We start from the raw sequence: 21,073 nt of genomic DNA, 5'->3' as shown, positions 1-21,073 counted from the left end.
GCTGTTCATTCCACGTAGTACACAGACGGTTCGGGATCCGTGATCGAAAGTTAGTTCGATAATGGCCAGGGGTTGTCTAGGTTAGCGATTATGGTGGCAGCCGGTCCACGAAATCCGTTGGGCCCGAACTAGGGGCTCAACTGTGTCCATCACATTTCCTGCAGAGAGAACTCTCCGATGGCTGACCGACCAGCCGAACCAGCAAGCTTCCATAGTCCCGGATAGCGTGATTTCGCCGGACGAACTATCGACCGTGTACGACGAGCTTGTCAGCGCCTCACTGATTGAGGAAACCAGGACCATTGATGGAAGCTTTAGCTTCCTCTTGACAGCCAGAGGACGGATTGAAGCGTCGAGGATGCAGCACACCTACCGCGCTTCGTTGGCGCAGCGGAGGATCCTCGAATGGCTCACCCTCCAGCCGGGTTCTGCCCCCTCCGAACTTCTGAACACTGACTTTGCCGAGGACTTCAGCGGACGCTTGAGTAGTCAAGAGATTGACGAAGCAGTCGATGAGCTGGAAGACGGAGGATTCATTAAGGGACTCAAAGCCTGGGGAACCGGGATGCTTCGGGCAGAACTCGCTAGCGAGGGACGCAGACTTTATCGGAGCCGGATGAGCATTGACCAGGTACACCAGTCGGGGGGAATGACCACCATGAACATTTCTGCAGACGGGGGTGTCCCCCGAGTAGTGGACACGGCGTTGGTGTCAGTTAGGCAACGAGGCCTACGGTAGCAGCCGTCGTCGCGGTCTCGAAGGCAAGGGGCGAGCGGTAGTCCAGGGCTGAGTGGCGCCGGCGAGTGTTGTAGCGGGTGACCCACCGGAAGACCTCGCGACGGCACACCTCGGCAGAGTCCCACCCACGAGCACCTTGGAGAGTTTCTCGCTTGAGGGAGGCGTTGAACGACTCGGCCATCGCATTATCCGCACTCGAACCGATCCGGCCCATCGACTGGCGGACTCCCAACCGCCGACAGGTGGTCTGGAAGGCTGAGGAGGTGTATTGGGCGGGTTCAATCGGTCGTTGCAACACCGGGTTGTTGGAGTAACTGTAGCTGCTCAGCGAATACCTCGGCCGGGGTCTTCCAGTTGAGGATTTTTCGGGGCCTGTTGTTGAGCGCGATGGCGACGGCTTCGAGGTCCTCAGCCGACCAGCGGGAGAGGTCGGTGCCTTTCGGGAAGTACTGACGTAGCAGCCCGTTCGTGTTCTCATTCGTGGGCCGTTGCCAGGGCGAGTGTGGATCAGCGAAGAAGACCTTGGTTCCGGTGTCAAGCGTGACCTGCGCATGTCCGGAGAGCTCTTTCCCACGATCCCAGGTGAGAGTCTTGCGTAACTGAACAGGCAGCGCTGTGAGAGACGTGCTCAGCGCAGCGTTCATCGCACCAGCACCGTAGCCGCCCAACGCGGGGCCGTTCTTCACGACAGGTTGCTCGCCCCATCCCGTCAGGCGGGGCAGATGCACCAACATAGTGCAACGGCTCGAGCGTTCCACGAGCGTCCCGATCGCCGACCGGCCCGTACCGATGATCAAATCACCCTCCCAGTGTCCGGGAACCGCCCGATCGGCGGCCTCGGCGGGCCGTTCGGACAACACGACGTCCGCGGTGACGTGACCCTGGGGTGTATTCCGTGACCGTTCCCGGGGTCGGCGCAGCGCCCGCCCAGTACGCAAGCAGGTGACCAACTCACGTTTCAGGCCGCCACGACCCTCGATGAACAGTGACTGGTAGATCGCCTCCGGGCTGATGCGCATGGATTCATCATCGGGGAAATCGATGGTCAACCGGTGAGAGATCTGCTCGGGACTCCAGGCAAGCGACCAGCGACGATCCGCCCGATGCGGCTTGTTCAACCCTTTCCACGGCACCGGTGTCGGCCCATCAACCACGGATCCGTCAGAACGGCGAATGTTGCCGGAGAGTCGCTCCTGCACATACTCACGCAGCACCACGTGAGAGACGAGTTTCGCAGTTTTCGGGCGCTTCGCGGCCTGTTGCGCTTTCCACTGCGCCACCACCGCCCGATACTCTTGTTTCCCGCTGCGGGTTGCAGCGTTGCGCCGCAATTCCCGCGAGACAGTCCCCGGGTCACGCCCCAGCTCACGGGCGATCTGCCGCACGCCCAAGCCCGTAGCCCGCAGGATCGCGATCTCCTCGCGCTCCTCGAACGACAGGTACCTACCCGAGGGCTCGTTCAGGCTCAGTGGTGGCACGCCCCCAGCATGCCGAAACCAGCGCGTACCCACCGGCACGGACACTCCTACTTTGAGCGCTGCCTCCGCCGAGGTGATGCCCGTCGCGATCAAGCGCCAGAACCCACGCTGCACCTCCCGCGAGGGTTCCGGACGACCGGGCGACCGCATCGGGGGCCGCAACGCCCGATCCGCACGCCACTGCCGCCGCGCACCCTCGTGCACATCGCTCGTCCTCGCGATCCAATCCTTCGTCGCCACAGCTGAACACCTCCATCAAAAGGGGTGTTGCGACGACCAGTTGAATCCGCCGACACTGCCGTGATCCGAGTGAAAAACTGCGTCTTGCAGGCTTCCACGCTGGCCCTTGGCCATCACCACAGCGTCCTGGACCAGGGACGTACGTATGTGGTCCGCGATCGCGAACCCCACCAGCCGACGGGAGAAACAGTCAATGACGGTCGCGAGGTACATATTGGATCCATCGGCAATCGGCAGGTAGGTGATATCGCCGACGTAGGTTCGGTTCGGCCTCAACGCGGTGAATTTCCGGACCACCAGGATCAAGAAACACTGTTTTGGTTTTGTCGGCCACGGTGGTGGTGACCTTACGTTTCCTGGTGTAGCCGACCAGCTTCAGCGACCGCATGATCCTCGCGACCCGCTTGTGATTGACCTTCAGGTCCTCTGGTTGATCGTTGAGTTCGGCCGTGATGCGTTTCGCGCCGTAACATCCGCGTTCTGCGGCGAAGATGGTCTTGACCCGGGCTCCGAGGATGGCGTCGCTGACCAGTCGTTTCCTGCGTGCAGGAAGGGAGGATTTCCATTTGTAGTACGAGGTCCGGTTGAGTTCGGGGATCTCGCACATCCGCTTGACCGGGTGGTCGTGTCGGGTGTCGTCAACGAACTGGAAGCGGATCACCGGTTCGTCTCTTCCGCTAAATATTTCGCGGCCTTGCGCAGGATGTCGCGTTCCTCCCGGAGTCTGCGTACTTCTCGTTCCAGCTGGCGGATGCGTTCTACTTCAGTCAGGGCGTGAGCCGTCTTAGGTGCGGTGGACGTGCTCGTGCGGTACTTGGCGATCCAGTTCTTCAGCGTGGTGCGGCTGATCCCGAGATCAGTGGCGATCTCTTGGACCGAAGAGCCTGGGAGCTCTGATAAAGCGCAACAGCGTCGCGCTTGAACTCCTCGGTGTAGGTCTTGATCGGCATGGTGGCAGACTACCTTTCCTCCCCGGCGTGAAGCCGGGGTGTTGGGTGTCCACCAAACAGGGGTCAGTTCCCCTGTTACGCTGAGATCTGCTTCCTGATCACATCCCCTGTGTCCACTTTCCAGGGGTCGGGCCCTCTGGAGTGTGTTGCGGTTGACGCCGAGTTCTGCGGCGAGGGCGTTGAGTGACACGCCGGGTGAGCTCTCGTAAAGCCCCACCGTGTCGCGGCGGAATTCTTCGGAGTAGGTCTTGCTGGGCATGGTGGCAGACTATTTTTCATTCGGGGTGTGAGGCCGGGGTGTTGGGTGCCCACCAAACAGGGGTCAGGTCCCATGAACACCGACAAGGCGCCGGCCCTGGCCAAGGCAATTGCCGAGTTGAAGGAGGGGGGAATCTGCCCGCCAACAGTAGAACAGTGGCAGGTGAAATACCTCAACACCGTCATTGAAGGGGAGCATGGCCGACTTAAGAGAATCCTGGGGCCGAAGGAGCGTTCAAAAACCGAATTTCCGCCTACCAGACGTTGAAAAGGATGGAAGCGATGCATTCGTTACGGAAAGGCCAGGGCACCATGTTCGTCTACGGCCACCCGAACCCACACGCTGTGATCGTCAGCCGGATATTCAAGACAGCTTAAGCATCCCCAGGCAAAGGCAACTGATGTCTTGAGGTTGGGTTCTTCGGCCCCGGTCCAACTTTGCAACAGCGCCGACCCACTCGACTTTCACCAATTTCGTGACGTGGAACACATTGCCAGGTAGTGTCTTGGATCTAAGGCGTATCACGATCCCTAGGAGAGAACCGTCATGACCGCTACAGTCGATCAGTACACCGCCGCCGTCGTCGAGAAGTTCGGCCCCGAACTGACCATCAGGCAAATTGATCTGCCCGAGCCCGGCAGGAACCAGGCCTTGGTCAAGCTCCACGCCAGCGGAATCTGCCATACCGACCTCCATGCAGCCGAGGGAGACTGGCCGGTCAAGCCATCGCCGCCCTTCGTGCCCGGCCACGAGGGTGTGGGCGAGGTTGTCAAGCTCGGACCGGGCGAGCACGACGTTGAGGTTGGCGATATTGTGGGCAACGCTTGGCTGTGGTCGGCCTGCGGGAAATGCGAGTACTGTCGCACCGGCCGGGAGACCCTGTGCAATGAAGCCCAGTATGGCGGGTACACGGTCAACGGTTCTTTCGGTGAATACATGCTCGTGGACACCCGCTACTGCGCGCTCATCCCGGATGGTGTTGACCCAGTCGAGGTCGCGCCCATCCTCTGCGCTGGTTTGACCGTCTACAAGGGTCTAAAGATGTCCGACACCAAGCCAGGGCAGTTTATGGTCATCTCCGGTGTCGGCGGCCTCGGGCACATTGCCGTGCAGTATGCCGTGGCCATGGGTATGCGCGTGATTGCCGTCGATATCGCCGAGGACAAGCTGGAACTCGCCCGCAAGAACGGGGCCGAGTTCACCGTCAACGCGACCGAGACTGATCCGGTGGCCGCGGTAGTCGAGTACACCAATGGCGGAGCCCACGGGGTGGAGGTCACCGCAGTGCACCCGGACGCCTTCGGTCAGGCGATCGGTATGGCGCGCAAGGGCGGCACAATTGTCTTCATTGGCCTACCGCCGGGGGATTTCCCAGCTCCGATCTTCGACATTGTGTTCAAAGGTCTGACCATCCGTGGTTCGCTGGTGGGGACCCGCCAGGACATGATCGAGGCGCTCGACTTCTATGCCAGGGGCAACATCCATCCCGCGGTCCGGGAGTGCTCCCTGGAAGATGTCAACGAGGTCTTTGAGGACCTGCGCCGGGGCCGGGTAGAGGGCCGAGTGTCGATCAGATACTGAAGCAGTTTCCCGCTCTCGCATCTTGGCGCATCGCCGTCCGCTTCGAAGCAACCGTCCGGATCGCATAAATAGCCGTTCAGTCGCCCTGGGGTATACCCCAGAGGGACGGGTGGACGGCAGGAATATCGGGGGACACCCCCGGCCCAAAACGCGAGTTTGCAACAGCACCGGATTAGTTACTGTCCCAGGGTGATATCGAAGTCGGTGAGCAGTGACCTCATCCCTGGCCTGGGCGCCGTATCCCCCTCAGGCCCGCCTGTCCCGCGGGTGCCGGCGGATCTGCCAGTCCCGCACACCTGCGACACACCACGTGACCATCCCGAGGCCGATGGTTAGCCCCATCATCGATAGTCCCACGCCGATTCCTTCCTGGCTGGTGACCTCCGTGGCGACGCCTACGGCAAAAGCGGTGGAAAACCCCGTCGCCACCCCTAAAGCCGCGGCCAGTGCGCCCGGGACCAGACGACGAGAACACACCGAGACCAGCACGGCCCCGGCCACCACCGTGATCCCGCAGGCGACCACCTGCCAGGTCGGGAAACTAGTTGGCGCCGGCAAACCGGGGCCGGTAAACCCTCCGCCTTTATCGGAGGCGGTCCAGCTCAGCCAGCCCGCGCACGCGAGAAACCCCCACACCACACCCGCAAGTCCCGTCGTCCATAGGCCCAGGCGCCCACCGGTTAACCATCCCACCCACGGTCGGACCCCGTGGGGAGCCGGACGGGGATCCGACGTCGCAGAGCGGGTCGTCAGCCAGATTATCCCCACCCCGATCGCCGCGGGGATGACTACGAGCGGAATGACCAGGGAGAGGAACGAGGCGAAGGAAAACTGGTAGGAGTCCATGAGGGGAAGTATGGCACGGATTGTTGACCCTGAACGTTTTTCTCGACCTTGCGCAAGGGCAGGGTATGGCGCATTTCCTACCCGGTGCGTGGCCGTGTCGAAAACGTTCGTTTCTGACACAAAAAACCCGGATCCCCCAACGGCCCCATATATAAAGGTGGGGATCACGTAACTCTGTAGCGGAACCCAGTGCCGGAATCTATGTGCCTATTCGAGGCTCTGTGTATGGGTTCTGCTACATTTTCGGGTATGGGACACGCATTCGGCTACGCCCGGGTCTCCACCGGGGACCAGGACGCCCGACTCCAACACGACGCACTCACCCGGGCCGGCTGCTACCGGATCTACACCGACACCGCTTCCGGATCGTTGCAGTCGCGTCCCGAACTCGACAAGTTGCTTGATCAACTCCGCCCCGGCGACACGTTGGTGGTGTAGCGCCTCGACCGACTCGGACGTTCCATCCGGCACCTGATCGATCAGCTCGCCACGCTCCAGGAGCGTGGGGTGGAGTTTCGGTCCCTGCAGGAAAACATCGACACCTCCTCCTCCGGCGGGCGCCTAGTCTTCCACATCTTCGCCTCCCTCGCCGAGTTCGAACGAGACCTCATCCGGGAACGCACCAACGCCGGGCTTCAGGCCGCCCGGGCGAGGGGGCGGGTGGGTGGCCGGCCCCCGTTGCTGTCGGGGGACAGGCTGCGCACCGCGCGCCAACTCTACGAGCAAAAAGACATGACCGTCGCCCAGATCGGCGAGGTCCTCGGTGTCAGCCGCACCACCGTCTACCGGGCACTACGCAAAGAAGCCGGGACACTACCTACACGGCAGAAGAAGCCCTCCAGTAAGCCCATGTAGCCGACCGGTCTGGGTAGGGAATGCTATGGGAAGGCCACCAGATAACCGTGAAGCACACGCATAGATCAGCGCCCGAATTGCAGGAGACCTGAGGGCAGGAAGGGGAACCTTTCAGATTGACCACCACTTTGTGGCATTACTGATCACCCTCGTTATATTTACAGGTTCAAGGAAACTTTTCCGCACGATCTACTTGTACCCTGACCTCGGAGCACGAATGACCCACGATCCTAACCAAGTAAATTATCAAGCATTCCGAGAGTTAGCGCGAAGCGTTCTCGAGGAGGAAGCAAACCGGTTGCTCGAGCAGGGCTTTGCGCAGTTTTCCTCCCTGGAAAGTAGATGGCACCCAAACGGATTTGCCGTTTTCCATCTCAACGACCATCACGAACTTGGGAACCTACGGCTCCATATTTGGCCCGACACTAGACGAGTCAGCAGACCTGATGGGGCACCAATCCATACGCATGCATGGCATTTATGTAGTCGTGTTTTAGCTGGTACCTACACAGAAACGATCTACGAAGAGGCTGTCTCCGAAACGGTCGGGACCAGACACTATTACAGGGGAACCATCAAATACCTGAAAGACAAGAATTCCGTCACCGATCCTGGGACCTCCTTGCTCAAGCCGACCATCGAGGTGGAAGCGACTGAGGGGAAATACCATGAGGTTGCCGCTGGGATTCCGCATGAAACATCTATCAGCGATGGAGAGTTCACTGCGACTCTTCTGATCACTTCCCCGCCGATCTTGGAGAAGGTCCACGTTTATTCGCCTGAGGAGATCAACCCCAGCAGTTACCATCGTCCAGCGTTGACTTCAGATGAGAAGATGAGCTTGCTTCATCATTTAGAGCGGCAAACTGTGCTCAATAAAGGGGCCACGGAATGACCAGACTAAGAAAAGTATTTACCTGGAAATCAATAAAAGATAATCCTGACACATATGTTTTAACCATCGCTTCTTTCGTTGTGGCAGGATTTAGTATTTTTGGCTCTTTTTCGGATGAAATTTTAAGGTCCGTCGTTGTTGTTCTACTCGGAGTTCTTGCCTTTTCCCAGCTTATGAATCGATTCCAAGTCGACGAAGTGGTAGATACATGGCACCGCGCGAGGACGGAAATCTTCTGGGATGATTTTCCACCTGGTTATGGAGACGCGCAAAGAACTGTATCTAAGAGCTACTTTTATGCCGGGGAAACGATGGGGCGCACTATGACTGCGATGCAACGTCATATTCGTCGCGTCCTCAGGGAGGGAGGTTCAACAAGAATACTTCTACCGAACCCAGACAATCATGAATTGATGAAAGCCATCGCAAAGGGCCGTTCCGACAGGAGCGCCGCAACCATCAAAAGCTCTATCAAGCACTCTTTCGAACTGGCACAGGAATGCCGCAACGCAGGTGGAAATCTCGAACTACGCACCACCGACATCATGCCTCATATAAGTATCAACGGCTGGGACATAGAACATCCAGCAGGAAAAATCATGGTTCAGATGTATGAATACAGACCCGACGGTACTGAACGTGCTCCCGTCTTCCTCTTGGAAGCTGATGATGGCAAATGGTTCGATCACTTCCGTGCGCAGATTGAAAGGCTGTGGGCAGACGGTACTAAATATACTCCTTAAAGGGATCTTCGAGAATCGGGTACCGCCAACAAGAAGTAGATGCCGCCAGACCCTGAAACTCTGTAAAAGTGACGGGCCTGTGGATGTTTTGTTAAACCGCTCGAGAGCAGTACTCAATGAACCTGCAGACCATGACTCAACCGAAACTCACAGACCGCTAGACATCTAGTTGTGGGCACGGTTCCGATAAACCCGACTTTTATCAAAATGGTGTGACGCGGAACATATTGACGCGTAGGCCAGTAGATTCGCGTGCTCCGGGAAGAAATTGCCGCACTAAGGGGGTGGGGTTCGGGGTGGGCGGTTAGATTGATTTTCATGAGCCCGTACATCCGCACTGTGCGCACCACCTCCGGGGCGACTGCCGTGCAGGTCGTCTACTCGGAAAAGCGTGGCTCTAAGCCTGGATCCACCGATGTGATTTTGGGGTAGCGGCGTGGGAAAAAGAGAAATACCCTTCTGAACTGGGATAATACGACTTGTCGAAGGTCTATATTCCCCATCCAGGAGGGCATCTCTCAGGTGCAACTATCTCACACTCCCGCGGCACTCTCTATTTCATTCGATGACCCCAACCTCGTGTCGGCCGCCGGCTTGGTCCCAGCCATGCGCCTGGCCGACACTGCTGGCCTGTCGACCCTGGCACAGCACAGGATGAGTATCGCAGGCGACAAGGGTGCCAACGCCGGGGCGAAGATCTCCTCACTGGTCGCAGGCATGGTCGCCGGTGCCGACTCGATTGACGACATGGACCTGTTGCGCCACGGCGGCATGAACCGACTCTTTACCCGGATCTACGCGCCGTCGACCCTGGGATCCTTCCTCCGGGCCTTCACCTTCGGGCACGTGCGCCAGTTGGATGCCGTGGCCTCCCGCTTCCTGATCAACCTGGCTGACCAGTCACCGGGCCTGGTACCCGCACCCCCAGCTGCCACCAGCGGGTATGTCTTCGTCGATGTCGACGACACCATCATCGAAGTCCACGGCCACCAGAAACAAGGCGCCGGCTTCGGCTACTCCGGTGTCCGTGGGCTCAATGCTCTGCTGGCGACGGTCACCACGACAGAGTCTGCCCCGGTGGTCGTAGCCCAGCGCCTGCGCCGAGGGTCCTGTGGTTCGGCGCGTGGGGCAGGCCGGTTGATTGCCGATGCCATCACCACCACCCGACGCCTACCCGCCATGGCCCAGCAGAAAATCCTCGTACGCGCGGACTCCGCTTTCTACGGCCGGCCCAGCATCCACGCAGCACTCACCGCCGGTGCGGATGTGTCCATCACCGCGCGGATGACGCCCAACATCCAGAACGCGATTGCCACGATCCCGGACACGTCCTGGGAAACAATTGAGTACACCGACGCGCTCTTTGATGAGGACACCCAGACCTGGATCTCCTCAGCGGAAGTCGCGGAAGTCCCCTTCATCGCGTTTGCGTCGAAGAAGGCAGCTGATCAGGTTCCCGGTCGGCTGGTGGTGCGCCGGATCCCGGAGTTGAACAAGAAGAATATCGATCAGCCGGGCCTGTTTGATCTGCACCGCTTCCACGCGGTATTCACCACCGCCGACCCAGACCTGCTGGGTACCGTGGCCGCGGACAAGACCCACCGGCAGCATGCGGTCATCGAGCAGGTCAACGCCGATCTGAAGAACAGTGCGCTGGCGCATATGCCTTCAGGTGTGTTCACCGCGAACGCGGCGTGGTTGGTGGTGGCGGTCATGGCCTTCAACCTCACCAGGGCTGCCGGGACCATCGCGGCCGGGGCACTGGCCAGGGCTACGACTGCGACGATCCGGCGTCGGATCGTCATGGTGGCGGCCCGCATTGCTCGTAGGGCACGACGGTTGGTCCTGCACCTACCGCAGGGCTGGAAATGGGAGCCGCAGTGGCGGAAGCTGTTCGAGCACGGTCACTCGCCACCGGCTGTTGTTTCTTCCTGACCACCTGAGCCGAAACCCTCCGGCCCGAGCCGACCTACCAATTCGTGGAACAACCAGACGACGACGTGATCTGGGGATCATTCCTGCCCGAAAATCTTGGTGGTGCCCGCAGCCGAAATCAACCGATCACCGAAAGACCATCGGCGGATCCAGGCTAAGAGCATGAAGCACCTCGGCTCGGCGCACACCGACGAAGATCTTGCCCTGTTGAAGGCCCAGGCCCGACGCCTGGTCGACGGCGATCAGATGAGCCTGGCTCTTGGTGTGGACACCACACCTTCCGGCAGCGGGTCGGTGGATGCGCCGGTCCCGATCACCTCGGAACGCGCTGGTCACCTCCTCGACGTCATCCACCATGCCTACACCGAACTGGGTTTGGATACAGCCACCGGCGGTGACCAGGTGTTCCGGGATCTGCTCATCGCCCGGATCGTGCAGCCAGGCTCAACATTCGACAGCATCGAAACCCTCGCGGAACTCGGCGTGGCCTCTGCCAGCTATCCCACTATCAACCGGCGGCTACCGGCCTACGCGACCGGTGGCTTTAGGGATGCGCTCACCCGGGCCTGCGCCACGCATGCCGGTATCGGCCCCGGAGTCCTGGTTCTTTTTGATGTCACCACCTTGTATTTCGAAACCGACGAAGGTGATGACTTCCGCAAACCAGGCTTTTCCAAGGAACGCCGACTCGAACCGCAGATCACCGTCGGCCTGCTCTCCGATGCCCACGGCTTTCCGCTGGCCGTGGGTGCGTTTGAAGGGAACATGGCCGAAACCCGCACGATGCTGCCCATGATCAGAAACTTCCAGGATGCCTACGGCGTGGAGGATGTCACCGTCGTCGCGGACGCCGGGATGTTCTCTGCCGGTAACAAGGCCGCGATCATCGAGGCCGGCCTGCACTACATCCTCGGTGTGAAATTCAAAGACATCCCCTACCCGGTGGCGCAGTGGCGTAAACACCATCCCGGCCAGGACTACGAGGACAAACAGATCTGGACCTACGCCGACCGGACAGGGCGTGGCCCCGACGGCGTGCCGCACTCGGTTACCTACTACCAGTACTCCTGGGACAGGGCACGCCGCACGCTCAAGGGTATTGATGAGCAGGTCGCCAAAGCTGAGAAGGCCGTGGCCGGCAAGCTGCCAGTCAAGCGCAACCGGTTCGTGGACCTCAAGGCACCGAACAAACAGGTCAACTGGACGTTGGTGGACAAGAACAAAGCCCTGGCAGGGATCAAGGGGGTACGAGACCTCCCGGGTGGACCTGCCCGCGGAACAGGTCATCCACGCCTACCGGCAGCTGCTCAAGATCGAGAAGGCTTTCCGGATGTCGAAGTCCGATCTCAAGGCCCGGCCGATCTACCACCACAAACGAGAATCCATCGAGGCACACCTGAGCGTGGTGATGGCCGCGATGGCTGTGGGCCATCTGCTGGAGGAACGCTCGGGGTTGTCGTTGAAGCGGCTGGTGCGGACGTTGAGGAAGTACCGGACCTTCCAGGTGCAGGTCGCGGGGCAGACGATCCACGCGGCGTCACCGGTGCCCACAGACATTGCCGAACTGATCGCCGGGATCCAGGGCGACTGACTTCCGCACTAATTTGATAAAAGTCGGGCTCCTGGGCAGGTGAACCGCTTGGCACCGACTTGAACAATTATCCCGACGATATGCGGATCATCATCCGCGTGGAGCATCCTGCCTCTGGTGCGCAGCTGCGCATCACCGACGTGGACGGCCGCCGTGTGCAGGCCTTTGTCACCAACCAGCCCGGGCATGCCAACAGGTTGGATGTCATCCACCGGGCACGAGGTCGGTGTGAGCAACGGATCCGGGATCTCAAGGACTGTGGGTTGGGGAAACTCCCGCACGAAGGCTTCCGGATGAATCAGGTGTGGTGTCACGTGGCGGTGCTGAGTCTGAGCCTGATCACCTGGGCCGGGTTGATTACCGCTGCCGATGGTGATGCTGCCCGCCAGCGGTCGCGGTGGTGGGTATGGGAGCCGAAGACTCTACGGGCGCGGATGTTGTCGATCGCTGCTGTTGTGGTCCGTCACGCCCGGCAGGTCATCCTGCGGTGTGATGCCGCTGCACCGCACCGTGAGTTGTTGGAGCACGGTTTGTCCAGGATCAGACAGTCAGTCTGATCCTGGACCTGTCCGGCCCCGCGCTTGTGTCACTGCAGTCCTTCACGCCCCGCCCACGAGATGAACTTGGACCCCTCGGTTCCCCGGCCCAGCACCCGCCGGGACTCAGCCGACCCTACGGTCGGGCATCCCCACGCCGAGAACTGGACGACAAGACCCGTGAAAGATCCGGGTTAGGCAACGAGGCCTACGGTAGCAGCCGTCGTCGCGGTCTCGAAGGCAAGGGGCGAGCGGTAGTCCAGGGCTGAGTGGCGCCGGCGAGTGTTGTAGCGGGTGACCCACCGGAAGACCTCGCGACGGCACACCTCGGCAGAGTCCCACCCACGAGCACCTTGGAGAGTTTCTCGCTTGAGGGAGGCGTTGAACGACTCGGCCATCGCATTATCCGCACTCGAGCCGATCCAATCCTTCGTCGCCACAGCTGAACACCTCCATCAAAAGGGGTGTTGCGACGACCAGTTGAATCCGCCTTGCCGTCCGTGGTCGGAGTGGAATACGGCCCCGGCCAACGAGCCCCGCGCCCGGGCCGCGTTTTCCAGGGCGTCTTCGACGAGACTGGTGCGCATGTGGTCGGCGATCGACCAGCCGACCAGACGCCGGGAGCACACGTCGATGACGGTGGCCAGATAGAGGAATTGCCCCTGGCCACAGGGCAGGTAGGTGATGTCGCCGACGTAGACCTGATTCGGTGCCTCAGCCCGGAACTTGCGTTTGAGGAAGTCGTCGACAACGCGTGCGCCCTGGTCCTTGACCGTGGTCTTCTTCGGTTTACGTAGGTTCACACCGACGATGTTGTGGGTGCGCATCAGCCGTTCCACGCGTTTGTGGTTGATCGGCTGATCTGCTTTCTCATTGAGTTCGATGGTCATTCTCCTGACTCCGATGGTGCCGTCGAATTCCTGGTGGTACTCGCGCATGCGCTTAACCAGCGCTTTGTCGGCGTCTCGGCGGGCGGCGCGGGCGTCGCGTCCGGCCCGCCATCTGTAGAAGCTCGACCGGTTCAGGCCGAGTACCTGGCACAACCGCTTCACCCCGTGGGTGGTGTGGTGGTCGCAGGCGAACTGGAAGCGGCTCACCAGGTCGTCTCTCCCGCGAAATATTTGGCCGCCTTGCGCAGGATGTCGCGCTCGGTCGTCAGCTTCGCTGTTTCGGCTTTCAGGCGTTGGACCTCTGACCGCAGGCGGACCAGCTCATCCTCGGGGTCCAGCCCCTGGTCGGCACCAGCGGGGGACGTCGAGGGAATCTGCCCTCGGTCCCGACGGGCCTTGTGGACCCAGGTCTTCAGCGTGCCGCGGGCGATCCCGAGGTCTTCCGAGATCGAGGAATACGAGGCTCCCTCGGTGGTCTCGTAGAGCCGGACCGCGTCGGCTTTGAATTCATCGGAGTAAGTGTTTTTCGGCATAGTGTCTCTGCTTTCTCCGGTCCAGTCTGGACCAGTTCCAGCGTGTCCACTAAACGGGGGTCAGGCCCGACCGATACCCGCCGCGTCCACGACCAGCTGTTCATCGACGGCACCTACTTCAACACCACGTGCCTGCTGGTGGTGTGCACCGCCGAACACGTCGTGGCCTGGCACTGGTGCACCCGGGAGGACTCCGACAGCTACACCCGCCTGTTCGACCAGATCCCAGCCCCGTTGATTGTGACCACCGACGGCCAACAAGGAGCGCTCAAAGCCATCAGGGACACCTGGCCACAGGCCACCATCCAGCGCTGCATCGTGCACGTCAAACGCAACATCCAGACCCACGTCACCCTCCGCCCCCAGCTACCGGCCGGCAAGGCACTACGACAGCTGTCGCTGAAACTTCTACGGGTGACCACGCCCGAACAGGCCGCCACCTGGCTGGTGCTGCTGCAGCAGTTCCACGGCGTCTACGGCCCCTGGTTGAACGAGAAGACCTACAAGGCAGATGTCCCTGCCGACCAGGTCCCGGCGTTCGCACGCACCAACAAGGCCTGGTGGTTCACCCACCACCGACACCGCCGCGCCTACAAACTGCTGGAGAAACTAGCCACCAGCGGTCACCTGTTCACCTTCCTCACCCCACCGGAAGGGGTCACCACCCCGGTCAAGGCGACGACCAACTGCCTGGAAGGCGGGGTCAACGCGCAGATCAAGGCGTTGGCGCGTCACCACCGCGGCATGTTCGATGAACATCAACGCATCGCGGTGGACTGGTGGCTGTACACCCATACGCAGCTGCCTGACGACCCGATCAGCATCGCCAGGCAGCAGCAGTGGGGCAAGGTCGGACTCGCCAAAGTCACCGACCTGATCAACCAGCAGCAGCCTGACGTCGGCCGTGAAGACGGTCGACCGGCTACCTATGACACCGGTATCGATGCCACACCGACGAACTCTATGGGCATCCGCCGCGGTTGGCTAGGTAGATAAGCTGTCCCGGCTGCTCACACCCACTATCCGGGGTCAGTGGCCGGGGACGGCGAGCACACGAAATTTCCCTTAACCCGACACGCCGCAAAAGCACACATTTCTTCCCTTAACCCTGAATGCTTAAGCGTAGCGTCAAGCCGAACTGGCACAGACATGAAAAGTACCCTTACCTGTTTGTGCAGGCAAGGGTACTTATTCGGGGTGGCTGACGGGGCTCGAACCCGCGACACCCAGGATCACAACCTGGTGCTCTACCAGCTGAACTACAGCCACCATTGCTGCTCAAGCGCAGCGGACTACAGATTAACCTATGACCGGGTTTTTACAAAAACTGCTGGTAGTGCTCGTTGACGGCGGCCGTCTGCTCCCGTGCTGCGGCGGAGTCCGGCCCGGGGGAGGGGACGAAAACGGTGCGCCTGTAGTAGTCGAGCTCGCGGATGGACTCGACGATGTCGGCCAGGGCCCGGTGGGCGAGGCCCTTGTCGGGCTGGCAGAAGTAGGCCTTGGGGAACCATCGGCGGGCGAGTTCCTTGATGGAGGAGACGTCGACCATGCGGTAGTGGAGGGCGGCGTCGAGACGCGGCATCTGCTGGCGGATGAACGCGCGGTCCGTGGCGATGGAGTTGCCGGCCAGCGGCGCGGGGTGCTCGGGGGAGCAGTGCTCGGCGATGAGCGCCAGGACTGCCGTCTCGGCCTCGGCCATGGTCACGGTGGAGCGGCGGATCTGCTCTGTCAGGCCGGAGGTGGAGTGCATGTTGGTGACGAAGGCGTCCATCTCCGCCAGCTCCTCCTCGGTGGCGTGGACGACCAGGTCGACGCCCTCGCCGATGATGTTGAGGTTGGCGTCCGTGATCAGGGCGGCGACTTCGACGATGACGTGGCGCTCCGGGTCGAGGCCGGTCATCTCGAGGTCGACCCACACGAGGCGGTCGTTCTTCGGTGCGACATTGTTCTCGATCACTGTTTATTCACCCATCCTGGAGTAGAACTTGCCCACCAGCGGAGCGATGAGCCCCGTCGGCGCGGCCTTTGAAATGATGTTCATCGCCTTGCTCAGCGGTCCGGGGACCACGCGGCGCTGGTTCTTGGACATGCCCTCGAGTGTCTCGCGGGAGCAGGAGTCGTAGGTGGTCCACAGGAAATCGGGGACGACCCGGTCGACGATGGACTTCTGGTCCTCCGGGACCACGGCGTCGCGGACCGGACCGGGGGCCAGCAGGGTGCAGGTCACGCCCGTGCCCTTGAGCTCGTAGTGCAGCGCCTCGGTGAAGGCGTTGACGCCGGCCTTGGTGAACACGTAGGTGGCGTTGTTGGGGATGGGCACGTTGCCGGCCGCCGAACCGACGTTGCAGATTGCGCCCGACTTCCGCTCGATCATGCCGCCCAGGACGGCGCGGGTGAGGCGGAAGACGGCGGTGGCGTTGAGGTTGAACTGATCGACCTCGTGGTCCCAGTCCTGCTTGACCAGCGGGCCGAAGGTGGCGATGCCGGCGGAGTTGATGAGGATGGAGACCTCGCGGGCGTCGATGAGCCCGATGAGGCGGGTGACCTCGTCGTGCTTGCTCAGGTCGGCCGCGAACACCTCGACGTCCACGCCGTGGGCGGCCTCGAGCTCGGCGGCGAAGTCCTTGAGCACCGCCTCTCGGCGGGCGACCACGATCAGGTTGTGGCCCATCGACGCGAGGTCGCGCGCCATGGCCATGCCGATGCCCTGGCTGGCGCCCGTGACGAGCGCATGAGTCTGCGGGCTGGGGGAGGGGAGAGTCATGTCCTACACGCTAATCGACGCCGTGGTCGGGCGAGCGCAGGGACTGCGGGTCCTGCCGGGAAATCGGTGCTCGCGCTGACCTCGGTGGCAGAAACCGTCGCTTTTCCCGTCGAGGTCGGCGCGGACACGGATTCGGGGGAGTGCCGACGGGGCAACGGGGGCCTCCGGCCGACTGTCAGGTGACTGTCGGCACATTTCCTCAATACCAATTGAATGACAGGTAGAAACCCACTAGCGTTTCTGTTGTCCGATAGAAAGGACGTCAGGCAAGAGCCTGACCTGGTCGATTGGGAGGAATTATGCAAGCAGCGGATATCGCCTGGATCCTCACGGCAATTGCGCTCGTGGCGATCATGTTCCCCGGGCTGGCATTCCTCTACGGAGGGATGCTCGGGAGCGGGCAGGTACTGAACATGTTCATGATGGTGATGAGTTCCCTGGCGGTGGCCACGGTGGTCTACGTCGCCGTCGGCCACGGCCTCGTCGTGGGCGACTCGGTCGGCGGCCTGGGACTCATCGGAAACCCGGGGGAGTGGCTCTTCTTCGGCAACGCGATGGCCGACGACGGCTCGGGCGCCGCCCTGTGGGGCGCCTTCAACATCCTCTTCGCCGGGATCTCCCTGGCGCTGGTGGCTTCCGGAGCCGCCGGGCGCATGAAATTCTGGGCCTGGCTCATCTTCGGCGCCGTCTGGATCCTCGTCGTCTACGCCCCGCTCGCCCACTGGGTATTCGCCTTCGACGACCCGGACGCCGGCACCGTCGGTGGCTGGCTGGCCAACCGCATCGGCTTCCACGACTTCGCCGGCGGCACCGCCATCCACATGAACGCCGGCGCGGCGGGCCTGGCCCTCGCGCTCGTCCTCGGCCCGCGCCGGGGCGGCCCCGCCCGCCCGCACAACCTCCCCCTCACCCTCTTCGGGGCCGGCATGCTCATGGTCGGTTGGCTCGGCTTCAACGGCGGCACCGCCGGCGGCGCCAACTTCACCGCCACCTACGTCGTCCTGACCTCCCTGCTCGCGGCGGGCGGCGGCATGCTCGGGTTCGCGGTCGTCGAGAAGCTGCGCAACGGTCGATCGACCCTCCTCGGCCTGGCCACCGGCGTCATCGCGGGTCTGGTGGGCATCACCCCGGCCGCCGACGCGGTCAACCCCTTCGGGGCCGTCGCCGTCGGCATCCTCGCCGCGGCTGCCGCGGCGTGGGCCATCACCTGGAAGAACCGCCACGGCATCGACGACTCCCTCGACGTGTTCGCCGTCCACGGCATCGCCGGCATCGCCGGAGTCCTGTTCGTCACCTTCCTCGGCGACGACCGCGCACCGGCGGGCATCCGTGGCGTCCTCCTCGGCGGCGAGGTCAGCCAGATCTGGCGCGAGGCGCTGGCCATCCTGGTCACGCTCACCTGGTCTTTCGGCGTCACCTGGCTCCTGGCCAAGGCCATGAGCCTGGTCATCGACATCCGTATCTCCCGCGAGGAGGAGGACGCCGGCATCGACCGCGCCGTCCACTCCGAGTACGGCTACGACCTGCGCATGACCTCCGCCTTCGGGCTGAGCACGCGCCCCGCCGAGGATCCGGCGGACACCGTCTCCGACCGCCGCGCCGCCGCCCCCGCCCCCGTCGTCACCACCGCCCAGGCAGACCTGAAGGAGCAGAAATGACCACCACCGCCCCGGACACCGCCATCACCTACCTCCACCTGTCCGAGCCCGAGATGATCGCCGCCGGTGTCACCGACTCCGCCCGCTGCGTCGACGTCATGGAGGAGACGCTCATCCTCCTGGCGCAGGGCGACTACCGCATGGCCGGCCAGTCGGCGAACTCCCACGGCTCCCAGATCAACTTCCCCGCAGACCCGGTCCACGCCGGAATGCCCGCCGACGGCCCCGACCGCCGTTTCATGGCCATGCCCGCCTACCTGGGCGGACGCTTCAATGCCACCGGCGTGAAATGGTACGGCTCCAACGTGGACAACCGCGCCACCGGCCTGCCGCGCTCGATCCACCTGTTCATCCTCAACGACACTGTCACCGGCGCACCGAAGGCGATCATGTCCGCCAACCTGCTCTCCGCCTACCGCACCGGTGCCGTGCCCGGCGTCGGCGTCAAGCACCTCGCGCTTATCGACGCCACCACCGTCGGCATCATCGGCCCCGGCGTCATGTCCCGTACCTGCTTCGACTCCGCGATCTTCCAGCGCCCCGGCATCCGCCACGTGAAGATCAAGGGCCGCTCCGCTGCCTCCACCGAGCGCGCCGCCGGGTGGCTGCGGGCGAAATACCCGCAGCTCGAGTCCGTCGAAGTGGTCGACTCCGAGCAGGCCGCCATCGAGGGATCGGACATCCTCATCGCCGGCACCTCCACCTCCCCGGAAGGTCCGGCGGGATTCCCGTACTTCAAACGGGAGTGGCTCAAGCCCGGCGCCCTGGTGCTCGCCCCGGCGGCCGCGCGTTTCGACGATCGCTTCCTGACCTCGGAAGAAGCGAACCTGGTCATCGACTATGACGGCCTCTATGCCGAATGGTTCCACGAGAACGGGCCCGGGGTCGCCTACGAGGATCTCTTCGGGATCCCCGGCAACCGCTGGTGGGACATGAAGGAAGAGGGGCAGATTCCGGCGGAGAAGCTGGTAAACATCGGAGATATAGCCGCCGGGCGTCTCCCGGGCAGGACCAGCGACGACCAGATCTTCCTCTACTCCGTCGGAGGCATGCCCGTCGAAGACGTCGCCTGGGCGACGGAGATCTACCTGAACGCCATGGAGCGCGGGATCGGCACCGAACTCACGCTCTGGGACGAACCGGAACTGGCTTAAGGAGCACCCATCATGTCCACCACCCGCATCGCCGTCATCGGCCTGGGGACCACCGGGTCCATGGCCGCCTGGCAACTCAGCCGCATTCCCGGGGTCGAGGTCACCGGCTTCGAACAGTTCGGCCTGTGCCACAGCTACGGCGCCTTCACCGGGGAATCACGGCTCTTCCGCACCGCCTACCACGAGGGTTCCAAGTACGTGCCGCTCCTGGTGCGCGCCCGGGAACTGTGGGAGGAACTCGGCGAGGCCTCCGGCCGCACCCTCCTGCACCCGTTCGGCTGCCTGACGGTCGGCCCCGAGGACGGCGCCCCGTTCCAGCGCATGCTCGACTCCATCGACACCTACGACCTGCCCCACGAACGCGTCACGGCGAAGGAGATGCGCCGCCGTTACCCGGGCATGGATTTCCGGGACGACGAGGCAGGCATCATCGACCTGCTCGGCGGAGCGATGCGCCCGGAGTCGGCCGTACTCAGCGCCGTCGAACAGGCCCGCGCGAACGGCGCGACGATCTTCGAGAACGAGAAGATCCTGCGTATCGAGGACGACGAAAACGTCACCATCACCACCGCCAAACGGCAGGTGACCGTGGACAAGATCGTCGTCACCGCCGGCGCCTGGGTGAGGGAGCTCGTTCCACAGGTCGTGGACCTGGTGGAGATCCGGAAACTGGTACTCACCTGGTTCCTGCCCCACGTCCTGGCTGACTTCAACCCGGCACGCCTGCCCTGCTTCATCCGGGACCGCGACGGCTTCCACGTCTTCGGCGCCCCCAGCGTCGACGGCTACTCCGTCAAAATCTCCGGCATGGACATCTGGGGAGGGCCGGAGGGACCGTACATCGAGGAGTGCGATCTGCGCCTCGACCGCGCGAAGCTGTCCGCCTTCGGCGCCCGGGTGGCGGAGATGTTCCCGGGTGTCCAGCCCGAGCCGAACCGATTCAGCGTCCACTACGACACCTTCACCTCCTCGCGCGACCCGATCATCGACGTCTTCGGCAACGCCGTGGTGGTCACCGGCCTGTCCGGGCACGGCTTCAAGATGGCCCCGGCGCTGGGCGAAATGCTCGCGACCCTCGCCGTCCACGGCGAAGCCGAGTACTACCACGGTGATTTCGCCGCCGCCTCCCACGAGAAACTTCCGGTGGCGGGGTAGAACGGGATCCGCCGCAGAGTGGACCTCGGGACAAGAATCGGCGGATCCGGGCGTCGAAGACCACCCTTCGACGGATCCGGGCCCGGACAACGGAGAAACCCCAGGCAGGTGGCCTCTGCCTGGGGTTTTCATCGGTGCCCCCGGCAGGATTCGAACCCGCGACCAATCGGGTAGAAGCCGACTGCTCTAATCCACTGAGCTACGGAGGCATGCGGGATGGATATTAGCGCACCACGCCGCAGAAGCAGAAAAGTTCCCTGGTGGTAAGTCA

At 62.4% G+C, this 21,073-nt stretch carries 13 protein-coding genes, 2 tRNA genes and 6 pseudogenes; 12 read left to right on the top strand and 9 right to left on the bottom strand.

The genetic code is table 11. From position 1 onward, the window contains the following. Window positions 1-716 precede the first annotated feature (716 nt). From B840_RS13710 to B840_RS13560, 3 genes and pseudogenes are all read right to left on the bottom strand, one after another. A pseudogene (locus tag B840_RS13710) lies at window positions 717-1,013 on the bottom strand (transposase); the annotation flags it as partial. A 4-nt stretch (window positions 1,014-1,017) separates the two neighbouring features. After that, entirely contained in the window at window positions 1,018-2,367 is a 1,350-nt protein-coding gene (locus tag B840_RS09890) for an IS30 family transposase (protein WP_425304735.1), read from the bottom strand. A gap of 141 nt (window positions 2,368-2,508) precedes the next feature. Continuing rightward, window positions 2,509-3,407, bottom strand: a pseudogene (locus B840_RS13560) (IS3 family transposase); the annotation flags it as partial. Window positions 3,408-3,738: 331 nt separating this feature from the next. Here B840_RS13560 and B840_RS13205 point away from each other — a divergent pair. Together B840_RS13205 and adhP are read left to right on the top strand one after the other, a co-directional pair. Continuing rightward, window positions 3,739-4,043: pseudogene (locus tag B840_RS13205) on the top strand (DDE-type integrase/transposase/recombinase); the annotation flags it as partial. 169 nt (window positions 4,044-4,212) lie between these two features. Then, the gene (adhP, locus tag B840_RS09880; protein WP_018023036.1) at window positions 4,213-5,247 is read left to right on the top strand and encodes an alcohol dehydrogenase AdhP; all 1,035 of its coding nucleotides are present in this window, start codon (window positions 4,213-4,215) and stop codon (window positions 5,245-5,247) included. Window positions 5,248-5,493: 246 nt separating this feature from the next. Here adhP and B840_RS09875 read toward each other — a convergent pair whose 3' ends face one another. Next, window positions 5,494-6,093: a hypothetical protein gene (locus tag B840_RS09875; RefSeq protein WP_052491169.1), complete on the bottom strand. Its 600-nt coding sequence runs from the start codon at window positions 6,091-6,093 to the stop codon at window positions 5,494-5,496. Window positions 6,094-6,342: 249 nt separating this feature from the next. Here B840_RS09875 and B840_RS09870 point away from each other — a divergent pair. The 6 genes and pseudogenes from B840_RS09870 (at window position 6,343) to B840_RS09855 (ending at window position 12,669) form a co-directional block, all read left to right on the top strand. Next, window positions 6,343-6,948 (top strand): annotated as a pseudogene (locus B840_RS09870) (recombinase family protein). Between the two features lie 217 nt (window positions 6,949-7,165). Next, window positions 7,166-7,843, top strand: a complete 678-nt coding sequence (locus B840_RS13555) for a hypothetical protein (protein ID WP_156971899.1) — start codon at window positions 7,166-7,168, stop codon at window positions 7,841-7,843. Then, entirely contained in the window at window positions 7,840-8,586 is a 747-nt protein-coding gene (locus B840_RS13550; RefSeq protein ID WP_156971898.1) for a hypothetical protein, read from the top strand. The genes B840_RS13555 and B840_RS13550 overlap by 4 nt, the downstream gene beginning before the upstream one ends. Window positions 8,587-9,108: 522 nt before the next feature. Then, entirely contained in the window at window positions 9,109-10,521 is a 1,413-nt protein-coding gene (locus B840_RS09865) for an IS1380-like element ISCli1 family transposase (protein WP_018297647.1), read from the top strand. A 162-nt stretch (window positions 10,522-10,683) separates the two neighbouring features. Continuing rightward, window positions 10,684-12,112: pseudogene (locus B840_RS14025) on the top strand (IS1634 family transposase). Between the two features lie 80 nt (window positions 12,113-12,192). Continuing rightward, a complete protein-coding gene (locus B840_RS09855; protein ID WP_042621997.1) occupies window positions 12,193-12,669 on the top strand; it encodes an IS1380 family transposase in 477 nt (158 codons plus the stop codon). A 173-nt stretch (window positions 12,670-12,842) separates the two neighbouring features. On the opposite strand, the pseudogene B840_RS09850 reads toward B840_RS09855, so the two are convergent. Further along, a pseudogene (locus B840_RS09850) lies at window positions 12,843-14,071 on the bottom strand (IS3 family transposase). A 42-nt stretch (window positions 14,072-14,113) separates the two neighbouring features. Between B840_RS09850 and B840_RS09840 the strand changes: the two are divergent. Continuing rightward, window positions 14,114-15,067, top strand: a complete 954-nt coding sequence (locus B840_RS09840) for an IS1249 family transposase (protein ID WP_042621995.1) — start codon at window positions 14,114-14,116, stop codon at window positions 15,065-15,067. 200 nt (window positions 15,068-15,267) lie between these two features. On the opposite strand, the gene B840_RS09835 is transcribed toward B840_RS09840, so the two are convergent. The 3 genes from B840_RS09835 to cmrA form a co-directional block, all read right to left on the bottom strand. Continuing rightward, window positions 15,268-15,340 (bottom strand) — tRNA-His (locus B840_RS09835). Between the two features lie 49 nt (window positions 15,341-15,389). Then, window positions 15,390-16,025: an oligoribonuclease gene (orn, locus tag B840_RS09830; protein ID WP_042622703.1), complete on the bottom strand. Its 636-nt coding sequence runs from the start codon at window positions 16,023-16,025 to the stop codon at window positions 15,390-15,392. A gap of 6 nt (window positions 16,026-16,031) precedes the next feature. Beyond that, the gene (gene cmrA / locus B840_RS09825) at window positions 16,032-16,835 is read right to left on the bottom strand and encodes a mycolate reductase (RefSeq protein ID WP_042621994.1); all 804 of its coding nucleotides are present in this window, start codon (window positions 16,833-16,835) and stop codon (window positions 16,032-16,034) included. Between the two features lie 299 nt (window positions 16,836-17,134). On the opposite strand from cmrA, the gene B840_RS09820 reads away from it, so the two are divergent. Genes B840_RS09820 through solA form a run of 3 tightly spaced genes read left to right on the top strand, consistent with a single transcriptional unit; the run spans window position 17,135 to window position 20,802 of the window. After that, window positions 17,135-18,493 (top strand): ammonium transporter, encoded by a 1,359-nt coding sequence (locus tag B840_RS09820; protein WP_042621993.1) that lies wholly within the window; start codon window positions 17,135-17,137, stop codon window positions 18,491-18,493. Next, on the top strand, window positions 18,490-19,647 hold the full coding sequence (locus B840_RS09815) for an ornithine cyclodeaminase family protein (protein ID WP_042621992.1): 1,158 nt from the start codon (window positions 18,490-18,492) through the stop codon (window positions 19,645-19,647). The genes B840_RS09820 and B840_RS09815 overlap by 4 nt, the downstream gene beginning before the upstream one ends. Window positions 19,648-19,659: 12 nt before the next feature. After that, a complete protein-coding gene (gene solA / locus B840_RS09810) occupies window positions 19,660-20,802 on the top strand; it encodes an N-methyl-L-tryptophan oxidase (RefSeq protein WP_042621991.1) in 1,143 nt (380 codons plus the stop codon). Between the two features lie 135 nt (window positions 20,803-20,937). On the opposite strand, the gene B840_RS09805 is transcribed toward solA, so the two are convergent. Beyond that, window positions 20,938-21,011 (bottom strand) — tRNA-Arg (locus B840_RS09805). Window positions 21,012-21,073 lie beyond the last annotated feature (62 nt).

It is taken from the genome of Corynebacterium marinum DSM 44953, assembly GCF_000835165.1.
In the GTDB taxonomy this organism is placed as follows: domain Bacteria; phylum Actinomycetota; class Actinomycetes; order Mycobacteriales; family Mycobacteriaceae; genus Corynebacterium; species Corynebacterium marinum.
This window is presented reverse-complemented; position numbering and strand designations above follow the sequence as displayed.

What these genes read in the sequence shown, in the direction of transcription:
- B840_RS13555 (WP_156971899.1), top strand. Translation starts at nt 7,166, where the DNA reads ATGACCCACGATCCTAACCAAGTAAATTATCAAGCATTCCGAGAGTTA.
- B840_RS09815 (WP_042621992.1), top strand. Translation starts at nt 18,490, where the DNA reads ATGACCACCACCGCCCCGGACACCGCCATCACCTACCTCCACCTGTCC.
- adhP (WP_018023036.1), top strand. Translation starts at nt 4,213, where the DNA reads ATGACCGCTACAGTCGATCAGTACACCGCCGCCGTCGTCGAGAAGTTC.
- B840_RS09820 (WP_042621993.1), top strand. Translation starts at nt 17,135, where the DNA reads ATGCAAGCAGCGGATATCGCCTGGATCCTCACGGCAATTGCGCTCGTG.
- cmrA (WP_042621994.1), bottom strand. Translation starts at nt 16,835, where the DNA reads ATGACTCTCCCCTCCCCCAGCCCGCAGACTCATGCGCTCGTCACGGGC.
- B840_RS09875 (WP_052491169.1), bottom strand. Translation starts at nt 6,093, where the DNA reads ATGGACTCCTACCAGTTTTCCTTCGCCTCGTTCCTCTCCCTGGTCATT.
- B840_RS13550 (WP_156971898.1), top strand. Translation starts at nt 7,840, where the DNA reads ATGACCAGACTAAGAAAAGTATTTACCTGGAAATCAATAAAAGATAAT.
- B840_RS09855 (WP_042621997.1), top strand. Translation starts at nt 12,193, where the DNA reads ATGCGGATCATCATCCGCGTGGAGCATCCTGCCTCTGGTGCGCAGCTG.
- solA (WP_042621991.1), top strand. Translation starts at nt 19,660, where the DNA reads ATGTCCACCACCCGCATCGCCGTCATCGGCCTGGGGACCACCGGGTCC.
- B840_RS09890 (WP_425304735.1), bottom strand. Translation starts at nt 2,367, where the DNA reads ATGCGGTCGCCCGGTCGTCCGGAACCCTCGCGGGAGGTGCAGCGTGGG.